The organism is Streptomyces sp. MGP-P1 (genome assembly GCF_057766565.1).
Genome location: NZ_JBYMEM010000005.1, coordinates 618,676 through 634,333 on the forward strand (window position 1 = coordinate 618,676; position 15,658 = coordinate 634,333).

13 protein-coding genes and 1 pseudogene are annotated in these 15,658 nt (G+C 71.5%); 4 read left to right on the plus strand and 10 right to left on the minus strand.

The window, feature by feature from the left end; genetic code table 11:
- Positions 1–255 precede the first annotated feature (255 nt).
- Entirely contained in the window at positions 256–1,062 is an 807-nt protein-coding gene (locus AC3CH1_RS12160; RefSeq protein WP_488462912.1) for an SGNH/GDSL hydrolase family protein, read from the plus strand.
- A gap of 138 nt (positions 1,063–1,200) precedes the next feature.
- On the opposite strand, the gene AC3CH1_RS12165 is transcribed toward AC3CH1_RS12160, so the two are convergent.
- Entirely contained in the window at positions 1,201–1,584 is a 384-nt protein-coding gene (locus AC3CH1_RS12165) for a nuclear transport factor 2 family protein (protein ID WP_488463483.1), read from the minus strand.
- Between the two features lie 187 nt (positions 1,585–1,771).
- Positions 1,772–2,611, minus strand: coding sequence for a class I SAM-dependent methyltransferase (locus tag AC3CH1_RS12170; protein WP_488462913.1), 840 nt, complete (start codon positions 2,609–2,611; stop codon positions 1,772–1,774).
- 99 nt (positions 2,612–2,710) lie between these two features.
- Here AC3CH1_RS12170 and AC3CH1_RS12175 point away from each other — a divergent pair.
- Positions 2,711–4,609, plus strand: a pseudogene (locus tag AC3CH1_RS12175) (S9 family peptidase); the annotation flags it as partial.
- A 76-nt stretch (positions 4,610–4,685) separates the two neighbouring features.
- Entirely contained in the window at positions 4,686–5,495 is an 810-nt protein-coding gene (locus AC3CH1_RS12180) for an SURF1 family protein (protein ID WP_488462914.1), read from the plus strand.
- A gap of 46 nt (positions 5,496–5,541) precedes the next feature.
- Here the strand turns inward: AC3CH1_RS12180 and AC3CH1_RS12185 are convergent, their stop codons facing one another.
- The 6 genes from AC3CH1_RS12185 to AC3CH1_RS12210 form a co-directional block, all read right to left on the minus strand.
- Positions 5,542–7,122 (minus strand): DNA polymerase III subunit gamma/tau domain-containing protein, encoded by a 1,581-nt coding sequence (locus tag AC3CH1_RS12185; protein WP_488462915.1) that lies wholly within the window; start codon positions 7,120–7,122, stop codon positions 5,542–5,544.
- The gene (locus AC3CH1_RS12190) at positions 7,119–7,694 is read right to left on the minus strand and encodes a SigE family RNA polymerase sigma factor (RefSeq protein WP_361874097.1); all 576 of its coding nucleotides are present in this window, start codon (positions 7,692–7,694) and stop codon (positions 7,119–7,121) included. The genes AC3CH1_RS12185 and AC3CH1_RS12190 overlap by 4 nt, the downstream gene beginning before the upstream one ends.
- A 362-nt stretch (positions 7,695–8,056) precedes the next feature.
- Positions 8,057–9,130: an aspartate-semialdehyde dehydrogenase gene (locus AC3CH1_RS12195; protein ID WP_488462916.1), complete on the minus strand. Its 1,074-nt coding sequence runs from the start codon at positions 9,128–9,130 to the stop codon at positions 8,057–8,059.
- Positions 9,127–10,398 carry an aspartate kinase gene (locus AC3CH1_RS12200; RefSeq protein ID WP_488462917.1) on the minus strand — a complete coding sequence of 424 codons (1,272 nt, stop codon included), beginning with the start codon at positions 10,396–10,398 and terminating at the stop codon, positions 9,127–9,129. The genes AC3CH1_RS12195 and AC3CH1_RS12200 overlap by 4 nt, the downstream gene beginning before the upstream one ends.
- A 273-nt stretch (positions 10,399–10,671) precedes the next feature.
- Entirely contained in the window at positions 10,672–11,250 is a 579-nt protein-coding gene (locus AC3CH1_RS12205; RefSeq protein ID WP_488462918.1) for a Uma2 family endonuclease, read from the minus strand.
- A gap of 1,420 nt (positions 11,251–12,670) precedes the next feature.
- Positions 12,671–13,189: an SgcJ/EcaC family oxidoreductase gene (locus AC3CH1_RS12210; RefSeq protein ID WP_488462919.1), complete on the minus strand. Its 519-nt coding sequence runs from the start codon at positions 13,187–13,189 to the stop codon at positions 12,671–12,673.
- A 180-nt stretch (positions 13,190–13,369) separates the two neighbouring features.
- Here AC3CH1_RS12210 and AC3CH1_RS12215 point away from each other — a divergent pair, with 180 nt between their 5' ends.
- Positions 13,370–14,212, plus strand: a complete 843-nt coding sequence (locus AC3CH1_RS12215) for an NAD(P)H-binding protein (RefSeq protein ID WP_488462920.1) — start codon at positions 13,370–13,372, stop codon at positions 14,210–14,212.
- Between the two features lie 51 nt (positions 14,213–14,263).
- On the opposite strand, the gene AC3CH1_RS12220 is transcribed toward AC3CH1_RS12215, so the two are convergent.
- Both AC3CH1_RS12220 and recR read right to left on the minus strand, forming a co-directional pair.
- A complete protein-coding gene (locus AC3CH1_RS12220) occupies positions 14,264–14,923 on the minus strand; it encodes a DUF5063 domain-containing protein (RefSeq protein ID WP_397918372.1) in 660 nt (219 codons plus the stop codon).
- A gap of 107 nt (positions 14,924–15,030) precedes the next feature.
- A complete protein-coding gene (recR, locus tag AC3CH1_RS12225; protein WP_018961762.1) occupies positions 15,031–15,630 on the minus strand; it encodes a recombination mediator RecR in 600 nt (199 codons plus the stop codon).
- Positions 15,631–15,658: the final 28 nt, after the last annotated feature.

The following is a 15,658-nucleotide window of genomic DNA, read 5'->3' on the forward strand; positions in this document are numbered from 1 at the left end:
CCCGTCCGGACCCTCCGGGACGCCTACGTTTTCCTTGAACATGCCTATTTCGCAACCGAGTTGAGGGTTTACCCACGCGCGGAGCATGGGCCACCGAACGATCATCCGGGCATATCAGACGACTTCTCGCGCGGGCATTACCGGCGGGTACCGCGAGCTGCTAGAAACTGCATCGCTCCCCCCAACCCCCCACCCGTCACCCACAGCTCGTCCTCCCACCCCCTCATCCCCCCACACTGCGAAGGGCTGGCAGCCATGTCAGTACGTAGAATTCGAGCGTCTGTCGTCACTCTCGCGCTCGCCGCCGTGGCCGCGCTCGGCGTCGCGGGACCGGCCTCCGCCACCGACTCGGCCGCCGCGGGCGGCTATGTCGCGCTCGGCGACTCCTACTCCTCCGGCGTCGGCGCCGGAAGCTACCTCTCCGACAGCGGCGACTGCCGACGCAGCACCAACGCCTACCCGTATCTGTGGCAGGCGGCGAACTCCCCCGCCTCGTTCGACTTCGTCGCCTGTTCGGGGGCGACCACCTCGTCCGTGGCCGGCACCCAGCTCGGCGTGCTCAGCGCGTCCACCTCCCTCGTCAGCGTCACCGCCGGAGGCAATGACGTCGGGTTCGCCGACGTCATGCAGGACTGCGTGCTGTCCAACGAGGCCACCTGCATCAACAGCGTGAACAACGCCGTCTCGCAGATGAACAGCTCCCTGCCCGGCAGCCTCGATGCCCTCTACGACGGCATCCGGGCCCGCGCCCCGCAGGCCCAGGTCGTGGTTCTCGGCTATCCGCGCTTCTACCAGCTGTCCGGCAGCTGCGTCGCCGGGCTCTCCGAGGCCGAGCGGACCGCGATCAACAACGCCTCGGACGTGCTGAACGACGTCCTCGCCAAGCGGTCCGCCGACGCCGGGTTCACCTTCTCCAGCGTGGTGGACGAATTCACCGGGCACGAGCTGTGCTCCGGAGACGCCTGGCTCCACAGCGTCACGGTCCCGATCCACAACTCGTACCACCCCAAGGCCGTGGGGCAGTCGGGCGGCTATCTGCCCGCCCTCCGCTCGGCGGTGTAGCTCGGCTGTGTAGTTCGCCGGGCGGCTCGGCGAGGCGGCTCGGCGGGGTGTCTGAGGGGAGCGGCTCCGGGGTGCGGCTCCGTGGGTAGCTCCTCGTACGGAACGGCGGTTCACCGGGGGATCGGTGAGCCGCCGTTCTCAGTAGCGCTCGACCAGATGCTCGCGGCCGGCCGGAGGCTCGTACGACTCGGGCCAGAAGTCCGTCACGCCGGTGATCAGACCCTTCTCGTCGAAGGTGAAGAAGTGGATGGCGTCCATCTTCCTCGGCCCTTCCTCCGGCTGATCCCCCGTCACCATGAACCCGGTCCGGGCGGCAGCCTGTCGGCCCTCCGCGTCGACGACGATCCGCTCGACCCGTACGTGCCAGTCGCCCGGATACTCCTCGTTGAACCGGAGATACCGCTCCTTGCCGTGGATCCGCTCACGGCTCTGCGGGAGCTCGTACACCACGCCCTCGGCGAGGGTCTCCCCGAACCCGGCCCAGTCGCGCGCCTCGGCCGACGACCAGTACGCCTCGACCACCCCGCGCAGCGCGGCCGTCGTCGTCCCGGGAGCCGTGCCCGGCGCCGTACCGGTCGTGGTGCTGAAAGCCTTGACGGCCGTGGCTCCGCCCGCCGTTCCACCTGTCGTGTCGGTCATGGAAACGAGTGTGTACCCCACCACTGACAATCGGTCCCGGAAGCCGGGAGGGGCGGCGCCGGCCCTCCGGTCACCCCTGATGGTCCGCCGGCCGCGACGCCTTGACCGAGTACATCAGCGGGATCCTCGGCCGGCCCGCCGGGAAGCGGTAGTGGCCGTCCGCGTGGCGCTCCAGGACACCGAACCGCTGGACGAGCGAGAAGTCGTGCTCGTGGAGGAACTCGATCCGCAGGCCCGCCGCGACGAGCGCCGTCACCACCCGGCCCACCGGGTGCTGCCACTCGACGCTGCGGTTGTGCACGGTCGGCGCGTCGAGATCGGTGTACGTGCCCGGCGTCTCGTCCACCCAGGCGTCGCGGCTGAAGTAGTCGTCCGTGACGACCGAACCCGTCTCGTCCATCGAGTCGGTCAGCGGGTGGAACTCCGCGAGGTAGAGGAATCCGCCGGGCGCGACCAGCGAGGCGGCGGTGTCGGCCCAGCGGTCGAGGTCGGGCAGCCAGCCCAGCGCGCCGATGCCCGTGTAGACGATGTCGTACGCGGAGTCCGGGACGGCGGCCGGTGCGTCGTACACGTCGGCCGCGACGAACAACGCCCGTTCCGGGCCCAGTTTCAGCGATCTCGCCAGGCCCCGGGCGGTCTCGACGGCGGGCTCGGAGAAGTCGAGGCCCACGACCTGTGCGGCGCCGCGCCGCGCCCAGGAGAGGGTGTCGAGGCCGAAATGGCACTGGAGGTGCAGCAGGGTCTTCCCGGTGACGTCGCCGACCTCGGCCACTTCGAAGGCGCGCAGCACGTCCTTGCCCGCCAGGAACGCGTCCAGCTCGTAGAAGTCGCTCGCCACGTGGATCGGCACGCGTTCGTCCCAGCGCGCGCGGTTGGTGTCGTGCCAGTCGTCCGGAGTCGGGGAGTACATGTCCGGAAAGCTACCCACGGGGTGGGGGTGGCGCGAGGGGATTTTCGGTGTTCTCCCGCCCCGGAAGGGACCGGCCCCCGGATCGGGTTGGATGGGGGGATGACCACTGATGCAGCAGCTGTGCCCGACTGGGAGATGCGGTTCCGTGCGCCTCGCGTCTCCCTGCCCGACTGGGCCGAGGACGCCCCCGACCGCGCGCTGTTCGTCTCCAACGCCACCGGGACGTACGAGCTGTACGCGTGGGACCGGGCGAGCGGGCGGCAGCGCCAGGTGACGGACCGGCCGAACGGCACGACGGACGGCGTGCTGACGCCGGACGGCGAGGCCGTCTGGTGGTTCAGCGACACCGACGGCGACGAGTTCGGGGTGTGGATGCGCCAGCCGTTCGACGGCGGTCAGGACGAGCCGGCCGTCCCTGGCCTCGCTCCCTCCTACCCGGCGGGCCTGGCCATCGGGCGGGACGGTTCGGCGGTGATCGGCCGCTCGACCGACGAGGACGGCACGACGGTCCATCTGGTGCGGACGCCGGGCGCCGAGCCCGTGGAGATCTACCGGCACCGGGAGTCCGCGGGGGTCGGGGACCTCTCCCACGACGGGACCCTGATCGCGCTGGAGCACACCGAGCACGGGGACGCGATGCACTCGGCGCTGCGCGTGGTGCGCCCCGACGGCTCCACGGTGGCGGAGCTGGACGACACGGAGGGCGGCACGAAGGAGCTGGGACTCGCCGTACTGGGCTTCGCCCCGGTGGCCGGTGACACCCGGCTCCTCGTCGGGCATCAGCGCCGGGGCCGCTGGGAGCCGATGATCTGGGACCCGGTCGCGGGCACGGAGACCGCGCTGCCGGTCGACCTGCCGGGTGACGTGGGGGCCGAGTGGTATCCGGACGGCTCCGCGCTGCTCGTCGAGCACGGCTTCGAGGCCCGCAGCGAGCTGTGGCGGTACGAGCCGGGGGCCCCGGCTCCCGTGCGCGTGGAGACCCCCGCGGGCACCGTGTCGGGCGCCACGGCCCGCCCGGACGGCACGGTGGAGTACCTGTGGTCCTCGGCCGAGCGGCCGCCCGTGGTGCGGTCGACGAGCGGCGCCGTGGTCCTGGACCCGCCGGGTGCGAAGGCCCCGCCGTCGGTGCCCGTCGAGGACGCCTGGGTGGAGGGCCCGGGCGGCCGTATCCACGCCCTCGTGCAGAAGCCCGCCACCGGCGACGGCCCCTTCCCCACGGTCTTCGAGATCCACGGCGGGCCGACCTGGCACGACAGCGACGCCTTCGCCTCCGGCCCCGCCGCCTGGGTGGACCACGGCTTCGCGGTCGTCCGGGTCAACTACCGGGGCTCCACCGGCTACGGCCGCGCCTGGACGGACGCGCTGAAGCACCGGGTCGGGCTGATCGAGCTGGAGGACATCGCGGCCGTACGGGAGTGGGCGGTGGCCTCCGGGCTCGCGGACCCGGAGCGCCTGGTCCTGGCGGGCGGGTCCTGGGGCGGCTATCTGACCCTGCTCGGGCTCGGCACCCAGCCCGACTCCTGGGCGCTGGGCCTGGCCGCGGTGCCCGTCGCGGACTACGTCACGGCGTACCACGACGAGATGGAGGCCCTGAAGTCGATGGACCGCACGCTGCTGGGCGGCACACCGGAGGAGGTTCCCGAGCGCTTCGAGGCCTCGTCCCCGCTGACGTACGTCGACGCGGTGCGCGCCCCCCTCTACATCTCGGCGGGCGTCAACGATCCGCGCTGCCCCATCCGTCAGGTGGAGAACTACGTGGACCGGCTCGCCGCGCGCGGTGCGGTCCACGAGGTGTACCGGTACGACGCCGGGCACGGCTCGCTGGTGGTGGAGGAGCGGATCAAGCAGGTACGGCTGGAGTTGGAGTTCGCCCTGAAGCACTTGGGGGAGGCGCCGTGGTCGGCTCCCCGGGGCCGGAAGCGGCGTAAGAACCGGATAAATGGCGGACCCCGCTCCGGGAACCCGGGGCGGGGAACCGTACCTTGGAGGGGTGTACCGGTTCCTGCTGACCCCGCGATGGTGGGGGATCAACCTCTTCGTCGTGCTGGCCATCCCGTTCTGCGTGTTCATGGGCATGTGGCAGCTCGGCCGCTTCGAGGACCGCGTGCAGTCGCACGAACAGGCGGAGAAGCGCCCCGATCCCAGCACCCGGGCCGCGAAACCCCTGGACGAGCTGCTGCCCGTCGACAAGGTGACGTCCGGCCGCCCCGCCGTCGCCACCGGCACGTACGCCGACCAGTTCCTGGTGCCCGGCCGCGAGCTGGACGACCGTCGGGGCTTCTACGTCCTGAACATGCTGCGTACGGACAGCGGCAAGGCCCTGCCGGTGGTACGGGGCTGGCTGCCCGGTACCGCGAGCGGCGCCCGGGTGCCCGCGGCGCCGGAGGGCGAGGTCACGGTGACCGGCGACCTCCAGGCATCCGAGAACTCCCGCAGTGACGGTGTCAACGCCCGGGGCGGGCTGCCCGGGGGCCAGGTCGGCATGATCAGCGCCGCGACCCTGGTGAACCTCGTGCCGTACGACGTCTACGACGCCTGGGTGACGCTTCCCGAGGCCGAGGCGGGCGGTACGGGCGGTGCGATGAAGCCGGTGCCCGCGGCGGCCCCCGAGGGCAGCGGCCTCGATCTGAAGGCCTTCCAGAACCTGGGCTACACGGGCGAGTGGTTCGTCTTCGCCGGCTTCGTGCTCTTCATGTGGTTCCGGCTGGTGCGCCGCGAGGCCGAGGCCGTGCGCGACATCGCGCTCGGCCTCGTACCGGAGGACGCGGCTGCCCCGGCGGCGCAGGAGGCCCAGGACGCCACGGCAGCCCCTGAGGCCCCTGAGGCGGCTCGGAAAGCCCCTGAGGCCTCCGAGGCGGCTCGGAAAGCCCCGGCGGCCCCGTAGGAGCCCCGGGCCGGCCGGCCTCGACGGGGGGCCCGGCGTCGCCGGACTACGACGTGGCGAGCACGCCCGTGCGGTAGATGGTGCCCGAGCAGGCGTTGGGGATCTTCGTCTCCGCGGTGGGCGCTCCCGTCTCCGGGGTGTGCGTCACGGCGACGCTGCCCTCCGCCGCGCCCTCGCCGTCCTCGTTCAGTGTCTGCGTGTCGACCTCCGAGGGCTGGTCGGTGCCCCCCTCGCCGACCGATCCTCCGGCCCCGTCCGCCGACGGGGTCGGGCTCGGTGACGGGCCCACGGTCGGACAGGTGTCGGCCGGCACCCAGGCGAACCGCACCTCGTACGCCTCGGCCGGCTTCAGCAGCACCGTGCCCGGCTCCTGCGAGGGGTCGGGCAGCCCGGGGGCCGCGTCGCCCGCGGCGTGCTGGACCACGCCGATCTTGAGCGGGTCGGCCGCGCCCATGGCGGTGAAGCCCACCGTGCCGTTGCTGCTGACCGTGCAGTCGGTGCCGGAGACGTTGGCGATCTTGAAGCTGCCGTAGACGGTGCCGTCGGCTCCCGGTGCGTCGGTGCCCGCGGACGCGACGCCGAGCTGACTCGGGTCGCAGACCGGCAGGGAGGCGAAGCCCGCGCTCGGGGAGTCGGTCGTCGCGCCCGTCGCCGCACGGCCGGGATCACGGTCCTCGCCCGCGCTGGGGCTGGGGTCCGGGTCGGCCTCCCCCGCGCTGCCCTCGCTCTCCCGCTCGGTGGGCTCCACGGTCCGCCGGCCGGGCGCCTCGGGGCCGGGCTCGTCCCCGTTGCCGCCCTGGGCCTGCTCGCCGTGTCCGGCGATGGCGGGGCGGGCGTTGGACGGGCCGTCCGAGGTCGCGACGTGGACGAAGGCGGGGACGGCGGTGCCGATCAGCAGGGCCGCCGCGGCCGCCCCGACGACGGCCTGCCGTCGCCTGGCCCGGCGGGCGGGGACGGCGCGGTGGAGGTGGTCGAGGGTCCCCTCGGAGGGGGCCAGCTCCCGCACCGCACCGTGCAGCATGCGGCGCAGGGCCGCCTCGTCCAGCTCTTCGGAGGCGGAGGCGCCGCCCCGGTCACGGGCGAAGAGGTCGGTCAGCGTGCCGACGAGGTCGTCGTCGCCCGGCGCCCCGGGGGCTTTGCCGGCGGCGGGGGTCGCGCTCGTACCGCCGGCTGGGACCTTGCTCGCACTGCCCGCGCGGGTCTCGCTCGTACCGTCGGCGGGGGCCTTGCTCGTACCGTCCGCAGGGACCTTGCTCGCACCGCCCGCGCGGGTCTCGCTCGTACCGTCGGCAGGGGCCGTGCTCGTACCGTCCGCAGGGACCTTGCTCGCACCGCCGACGGCCGCGGTGTCGGTTTCGGCGCCCGCGGAGTGCCCCGCACCCGCGTCCGCCTCCGCCGCGGCTTTCGCCGTCCCCGGGTCCCGCTCGTCGGGGTCCTCGGCGGCCTCGTTGTCCGCCCGCGCGGGCGGCGCCGGTTCCGGGGTCTCGCCCGGCTCGGGCCCCGTGCTCCCGTCGTGCGGGCGGTCCGGATCGGTGTGCGGAGTCTTCTCCGGCCCGTGGTTCACAATTCCGTTTCCCGTCGGGTCATTCTCGTGCCTGTGCTCGTCGCGCTGCTCGGGCCCGCTCATGCCTGGGCCTCCATCACGACGCGCAGCGCCGCGATACCCCGGGAACCGTACGCCTTGACCGAGCCCAGCGAGACACCCAGCGTCTCGGCGACCTGGGCCTCCGTCATGTCGGCGAAGTAGCGCAGCACCAGCACCTCGCGCTGGCGTCGCTGCAGCCCTTTCATGGCCTTGATCAGCGCGTCCCGCTCCAGCTGGTCGTAGGCGCCCTCCTCCGCGCTCGCCATGTCCGGCATCGGCTTGGAGAGCAGCTTCAGCCCGAGGATGCGGCGACGCAGTGCGGAGCGCGAGAGGTTGACGACCGTCTGCCGCAGATAGGCGAGGGTCTTCTCCGGTTCGCGGACGCGGCTCCGCGCGGAGTGCACGCGGATGAACGCCTCCTGCACCACGTCCTCGCAGGACGCGGTGTCGTCCAGCAGAAGGGCCGCGAGACCCAGCAGGGAACGGTAATGGGCGCGATAGGTCTCGGTGAGATGGTCGACCGTGGTTCCCGCTGCCACCGTCTCTTCAGCATCCCCGCGCTGCGAGGGCAACTGTGCCGGGCGCGCGGCGGGCATGGGCGCGATCACCGGCATGCCGCCGGGCGCACGGGGCCGCCGGAGCGGACGCGCCGACGCGCCTCGCAACGGGCCCACCACTGTGATGTCGAGAACCTCTGCTGCCACGCCTGTTGGACACGCTGCCCCCCGTCAGGGTTGTACGCGTACGGCGTCACGTTCGACGCTGTGCGACATGCCCTCATACGTACCTGCTCTTCCCCAAATGCCCCGTCATCGCGTCTGGCCACGCAAGAAGTGACCGCATAGACGCAGCCCGACCAGGATGCGGTTGCAGATGGCCGGGAGATCATCGTCGGATACGACAACGCCCCAGCTCAAGAGGTTCAGACCAGCAAATTGCTCATAGGGCGTTCACAGATCCTACAAAACAGGTTCGATCATGCCCGGGGGAATTCGGCGGCGACCGATTCGGCGATCTGCGCCACGTTCAAAGCCGCCCCTTTTCGGAGATTGTCACCGCAAAGGAACATTTCCAGGGCGTGCGGGTCGTCCATCGAACGCCGGACGCGGCCCACCCAGGTGGGGTCGGTGCCCACCACATCGGACGGAGTGGGGAAGTCTCCGGACGCCGGGCTGTCGAAGAGGACCACACCGGGGGCGGTCGCCAGGATCTCGTGCGCCTTGCCCACGGCGACCTCGTTCTCGAAGCGGGCGTGGACGGACATCGAGTGCGTGGCGATCACGGGAACGTACACACAGGTCGCGGTGGCCTTCAGGTCCGGCAGGCCCAGCACCTTGCGGCACTCCTCGCGGATGGCGATCTCCTCGGAGGACCAGCCGTCGCCGGCGTCCGTACCCGCCCAGGGCACGACGTTCAGGGCGACGGGTGCGGCGAACGGGCTCCCCGCCGCCTCCGCGCCGCCCCCCAGGGCCCGGCGTACGTCCCCGGGCTGGGTGCCCAGCTCCGTGCCGGCCACCAGCGCCAGCTGCTCGCGCAGGGCGGCGACGCCGTCCCGGCCCGCGCCGCTGACGGCCTGGTAGGAGGAGACGATCAGCTCGCGCAGTCCGTACTCGGCGTGCAGGGCGCCGATCGCGACGATCAGCGACAGCGTGGTGCAGTTCGGGGACGCGACGATGCCGCGCGGCCGGAGCCGGGCGGCATGGGGGTTGATCTCCGGGACGACCAGCGGCACGTCGTCGTCGAGCCGGAAGGCGGCCGAGTCGTCGATGACGACGACGCCCTTGGCGGCGGCGATCGGGGCCCAGCGGGCGGACACCTCGTCCGGCACCAGGAAGAGGGCCACGTCGATGCCGTCGAACACGTCCTCGGCGAGCGCGAGGACCTCGCTCTCCTCACCGCGCACGACCAGCTTGCGGCCGGCCGAGCGCGGTGAGGCGACGAGTCTGACCTCGCCCCAGACGTCCGCGTGCTGCGAGAGGATCCGGAGCATGACACCGCCGATCGCCCCGGTCGCGCCGACGACCGCGAGCGAAGGGCGGTGCCCGGTCATCGGCCGGTGCCTCCGTAGACGACGGCCTCGTCGGAGTCGCTGTCGAGACCGAAGGCGGTGTGCACGGCGCGCACGGCCTCGTTGACGTCGTCGGCACGGGTGACCACCGAGATGCGGATCTCGGATGTCGAGATCAGCTCGATGTTCACGCCCGCGTCGGCCAGCGCCTCGAAGAATCCGGCCGTGACGCCCGGGTTGGTCTTCATACCGGCGCCGACCAGGGAGATCTTCGCGATCTGGTCGTCGTAGCGGAGCGAGTCGAAGCCGATGGCGCTCCTGGTCCGCTCCAGGGCGTCGATGGCCTTGCGGCCCTCCGCCTTGGGCAGGGTGAAGGAGATGTCCGTCAGGCCGGTCGACGCGGCGGAGACGTTCTGCACCACCATGTCGATGTTGACCTCGGCGTTCGCGATGGCGCGGAAGATCGCCGCCGCCTCGCCGGGCTTGTCCGGGACGCCGACGACGGTGACCTTGGCCTCCGAGACGTCATGGGCGACTCCGGAGATGATCGCGTGCTCCACCTGCTGGTCCCCTTGCGGCTCGTTGCTGACCCAGGTGCCGCGCAGTCCGGAGAAGGACGAGCGGACGTGGATCGGGATGTTGTAACGGCGTGCGTACTCGACGCAGCGGTGCAGCAGCACCTTGGAGCCGGACGCGGCCAGCTCCAGCATGTCCTCGAAGGAGATCCAGTCGATCTTCTTCGCCTTCTTCACGACCCGGGGGTCCGCGGTGAAGACGCCGTCGACGTCGGTGTAGATCTCACAGACCTCGGCGTCCAGCGCGGCGGCCAGCGCGACGGCGGTCGTGTCCGACCCGCCGCGGCCGAGGGTCGTGATGTTCTTGCCCTCCTGGCTCACGCCCTGGAACCCGGCGACGATGGCGATGTTGCCCTCGTCGATCGAGGTCCGGATGCGGCCCGGCGTGACGTCGATGATGCGCGCTTTGTTGTGGACCGAGTCGGTGATGACACCGGCCTGGCTGCCCGTGAACGACTGGGCCTCGTGGCCCAGGTTTTTGATCGCCATCGCCAGCAGGGCCATGGAGATCCGCTCGCCGGCGGTCAGCAGCATGTCGAATTCACGGCCGGTAGGCATCGGAGACACCTGCTCGGCGAGGTCTATCAACTCGTCCGTCGTGTCGCCCATCGCGGACACCACGACAACCACCTGGTTGCCGTTCTTCTTGGCGTCGACGACTCGCTTGGCGACCCGCTTGATGCCCTCGGCATCGGCTACGGAGGAGCCTCCGTACTTCTGCACGACAAGGCCCACGTGCGCTCCTCGCTCAGTCATTACTGCGGTCGGCTCAGTCTAACGAGCAGCCCGGAATAGACCCGCTCATATCGGATGATGAGATGTCCCGCTCACCACCCGGTACGGCGTGTCGCTCCGAGCCGCTCGTACGGGGCTGTTGCCCGCCCAGCCCGCCAGCACTCCCGTTTGTGTCCCAGCCCACACGATCGGGCGCACCCAGCCCACACGATTCGTGGCGGGCGGGCGAGCCGGGAGGGTCAGTCGGCGTACACCTTCAGTCGGCGTGCACCTTCAGTCGGCGTACTCCTTGAGCTTCTCGGTGTCGAGCGTGAAGCCGACCGGCCCGGGCAGCTCGACGAGCGCGCCGAAGGGCCGGGTGGTGGCGGAGCGGTACGCGCCCTTCTCCGGCTCGGTGAAGACGGTGACCGAGCACGCCTCACGGTCGACGAGCAGATAGACCGGAATGCCGGCGGCCGCGTAACCGTGGGGCTTCTCGACCCGGTCGCGCCGGTTGGCGTCGGCGTCGCGGGAGGTGACCTCCACGGTCATCAGTACGCCGGTGGGGGCCGCCCACTCCCCCGCCCCGGCGAAGTGCTCGTCGGGCGCGAGGACACCGTCGGGGCGGGCCCGGCCCTTGCGGTACGTCTCGATCGCGAGGCCCTGATCGGGAAAGAGCGACAGTTCCGGACGCCGCAACATGCACTGCCTCAGCAGCCACATGACGATCGCCCCGTGATTGCCGTCGGGCACGGGCTTGACCTGGACCTTTCCGCTGATGAACTCCAGCCGCACCAGTTCGGGAGCTCGGCGGGCGAGTTCCTCGAACTCTTCGGTACTCATCTGGGGCTGGGCGGTGGTCCTGGGGGTCATGGCGTCGCCTCCTTGCCTCCATGGTGCCCCGACCGGGACCTCCTGCACGCTCACCGCCCGGCCTCGGGGCCGGGAGAACCGGGCGGACGGTGGCCGAGCGGAGTTCGGCCATACGGGCGGCGACGTCGACCTCGGCGCGCGGGCGGGCCAGGAAGGTGTCGGGGACGTCGCCGGTCAGGCCGGCCGCCTCGTCGCGGGCGACCTGGGCGCGGCAGTCGGAGCACACGCCGTGGTCCAGCGTGGTCGTCGTCTCGTCCTCGTCGCAGAAGAGGCACATCATCACCATGCTCACGATCTGCTCGCTCGGGTGGTCCTTCTCCGGCCGGGGTGCGGGGCTGGGCGGCATCTTGGTCTCCAGTCGTTTACGGAGGAGGGGTCCGGCGGAGTGCACGGACGCCGACAGGCCCGAGGTCAGGACCTGGGTGATCTGTTCGTGGCCGACGCCCCGCGCCAGCCACTCCCCGACCAGGTGTTCCAGCTCCACGCAGTCGCCCTCGGAGAGCTGGAGCCGGGGCTCGCGGCGGCCGAGCCCGGCGAGGACGTCGTACGCCTCCGAGCGCGGGGCGCGCACACCCGGCTCGGGCTCCTCGGCCGTTTCGGCGACAGCGGGCGCCGGGGGGTGGTCTGCGGCAGCGGGGGCCGGGGGCTGACCGGCGGCAGCGGGGGCCGGGGGCTGGCCGGGCGCGTCCAGGCCCCGGACGAAGCGCACATGGGCGGCCCACCAGTCGGCGTCGCGGGCGGTCCGGGAGAAGTACGTACGCGTCACCCAGCGCATCTGGCCGTCGAGCAGCGTGACTTGCACCCTGACGCGCCGCAGGTGCCCGGCCCGGGTCAGCCGGTCGAGCGCGCTGCGGCAGGCCTGCTGCCCGTAGTCCGGCAGCTCCTCGGCGAGCACTTTGTAGCCGATCGCCGCGCCTTCGGGGAGCCGGTCGACGTACGAGGCGATGGCCGCCTCGCGCGGCTCCAGACCGGCGAAGTCGTCGGCGCGGGACGGGGCCTGGTCGGGGGCGTGACGCTTCCCGTACCCGGCTTTCGCCATGGGGTGGGGGGCGGGTGCGCGCAGGGCGGCACTAAGGTTGGCGGCAGCCATGGGGATCGTCTTTCTAAAGGGTGCGATCTCTTACGGTCAGACCCCGGTCGGTGTTGGTAGCACCACCGGGGTTGTCCGTTTTACGGATAGTGGGTTGCTGATCGTGAACCTAGAGCGTGCATACGCTCCGGCGCAACCCGGTCACCAACCGTCACATCTGGTCGAATGCGCGCAGCGAGCAGCGCAGTTCGGAACCTGTCCCGGGAGCGGGGAGGGAGGGTGGGTGGGTTGAACCCAACCACCCATGCCTACAGAGAAGGCTTGGAGCCCGGTGCTCGCGACTCGGGGCTCGAGCCTCGGGCGGACCTGCGGGATCGCGCCCTGCCCGGTTCAGCCCGCCGTCAGTGTCTCCACGTCGAGGACCTGGGTGTTCTGCGCGGCCGCGATACGCCAGACCCCGTCGTCCTTCGCCAGAAAGTAGGTCGGGGTGCCGGGGACCGCCTCGGGGTGGGCGGCCACCAGCTCGGAGGGGTCCTCCTGGCCGTGGAAGATCTCGTCCAGGAACGCCCCGTCCCGGGTCGCCGGGCGCTGGCGGATCTTGACGGCGGCGATGTCGGGGCGGACGAAGAGGATCAGGTCGACCGTGTACGTGGCGGTCACCGGGGAGTCCGCCTGCGGGGGCAGCACCTTGCGGGTGAAGGCGCTGATCTCCGGAAGGCCGGTCAGCCGCTTGCCGTGGGCCGTGGTCCAGATGGCGTCCTCGCGGAAGCCGTCGAGGAATGCCTCGGGCAGCGCGTTCCGCTGCGCGTCCTGCACGCCGGCGACGAACGCCACGATGGCGTCCACGTCCTCCTGCGGGGCGGGCACTCCGATGACGGTGGGCGTGGTGGCGGGGGCGTTGGCGCTCATGAGGAATCTCCTTGCGGGGCGCGGCCGTCGTGTCGGCCGTTCACCCGGAGTCTCGGTCCTCGAGCGCGGTTGAGGTCAAGTGGTGGAGGTCCCGATCAACGGGATTGACTTCAAGGCTGGTTGAGGTCCTAGCGTTCCCGTCATCGAACAGGTGATGACGGGACAGAGGAGCGCTCAGCGATGATTTTGGTGACCGGTGCGACCGGGAACATCGGCAGCGAGCTGGTAAGGCAGTTGTCCGTGGACGGGCACGGGGCCGGCGTCCGGGCGCTGACCCGGGACGCGGCGCGGGCCAGGGCCGCGTTGCCCGACGGGGTCGAGGTGGCGGAAGGCGACCTGGAGCGACCCGAGTCGCTGAAGTCCGCACTGGGCGGGGTGCGTTCACTGTTCCTGATCTCGGGCGCCGGCGACGACGCCGGAGTGCTCGACGCGGCCCGGGACGCGGGGGTGGAGCACGTGGTGCTGGTCTCCTCCATCACCGTCATGACCCATCCGCACCTCGGCCCGGCGCAGGCGAATCTCGCCGTCGAACGCCTGCTGCGGGAGAGCGGGATGGAGTGGACCGTCCTGCGGCCGACGCAGTTCGCCTCCAACACCCTCTGGTGGGCGCAGTCCGTGCGCGACGAGTCCGTGGTGCGCGTGCCGTACGCGGACGTCGGGCTGCCGACCATCCACCCCGCCGACATCGCCTCGGTGGCCCGTGCGGCGCTCACCGACCCGGGTCACCGGGGGCAGATCCACCCGCTCACCGGGCCGGAGCTGATCAGCCCGCGGCGGCAGGCCGACGAGCTGGGGCGGGTGCTGGGCCGGGAGGTGGCCTGCGTCGGAATCACCCGGGACGAGGCGTACACGCCGATGGCCGCGATGATGGGGGCCGAGGTCGCGAACAGCGTCCTCGACCTGATGGGCGGCGACGTCAATGACGCGCTGCTGGCCGTCCACGACACCGTGGCCCGGGTCACCGGCTCGCCCGCCCGCCCCTACCGCCGCTGGGCCGAGGGGAACGCCGACGCGTTCCGGTGACCGCCCACGCGCTCCGGTGACCGCCCGCGCGTTCCGGTGGGACAGCGGGGGTTACTTCACCGGGCGCAGGCCCAGCGGCCCCGCGATCTCCTCCAGCATCACGCGGCCCGCCTCCTCGGCGAGGTCCTCCTCGCCCGGGTCCTGGTCGGTGTCCAGGCCGTCCAGCTCCTCCAGGGGCTGGCCGAGGCGGATGTGGGCGACCAGGGACTGTAGGGCGCGGAGGGTGGCGGAGGCGGTGGAGCCCCAGTTGGAGAAGTACGAGAACTGCCACCACCACAGCGCCTCGGCGGTGCGCTCGGCGTCGTAGTGCGCGAGGCCGTGGCCGAGGTCGGTGACCAGGTCGGCCAGATCGTCGGAGATCCGGTGCGGGACCGGGGCCTTGCGGGGCTCGTACGGGTCGAAGACCTCGGAGTAGACGTCGATCGGCTCCAGCAGCGCCGCGAACCGCTCGCGCAGGCCGTCCGCGTCCGGCTCGGGGCCGAGGTCCGGTTCGTACCGCTCGTCGGGCAGGACGTCCTCGTACGCGCCGAGGCGGCCGCCCGCGAGCAGGAGCTGCGAGACCTGGAGGAGCAGGACCGGGACGGCCTCTTCCGGCTCGTCGACCTTGGACACCTCGGTGACCGCGACGATGAACGTCTTGATCTGGTCCGCGATCTGGACGGCGAAGTCGCCCGGGTCCTGCGTGACGGAGTTCAGCGTGGCGTCAGACATCGAGGGGACCTCCCGTGGGCGCGGTCACAGACGGTGAAGCGGACGACGAAGGAAACGACGAGAAGGAAGCAGACTGCGGTACGTGACGGGGGCGTACGGCGGTGGTGTCAGACATCCAGCAGCCGCCTCCCCTCGAAGGCACGGCCCAGGGTGACCTCGTCGGCGTACTCCAGGTCGCCGCCGACCGGCAGGCCGCTGGCCAGCCGGGTCACTCTGAGGCCCATCGGCTTGACCATCCGCGCCAGGTACGTCGCGGTGGCCTCGCCCTCCAGATTGGGGTCGGTCGCGAGGATCAGCTCCGTGATGGAGCCGTCCGCGAGCCGCGCCAGCAGCTCGCGGATGCGCAGGTCGTCCGGGCCGACGCCCTCGATGGGGCTGATCGCCCCGCCCAGGACGTGGTAGCGGCCCCGGAACTCACGCGTCCGCTCGATTGCCACGACGTCCTTGGGCTCCTCGACCACACAGATGACGCTCCGGTCGCGGCGCGCGTCCCGGCAGATCCCGCACTGCTCCTGCTGCGCGACGTTGCCGCACACCTCGCAGAACCGGACCTTGTCCTTGACCTCCAGGAGGGAGTGCGCGAGCCGTCGTACGTCCGTGGGCTCGGCCTGGAGGATGTGGAAGGCGATCCGCTGCGCGCTCTTGGGACCGACGCCGGGCAGCCTGCCCAGTTCGTCGATGAGGTCCTGAACAACGCCTTCGTACAACGGAACGCCTTTCTTTGCTTTCTGCTCC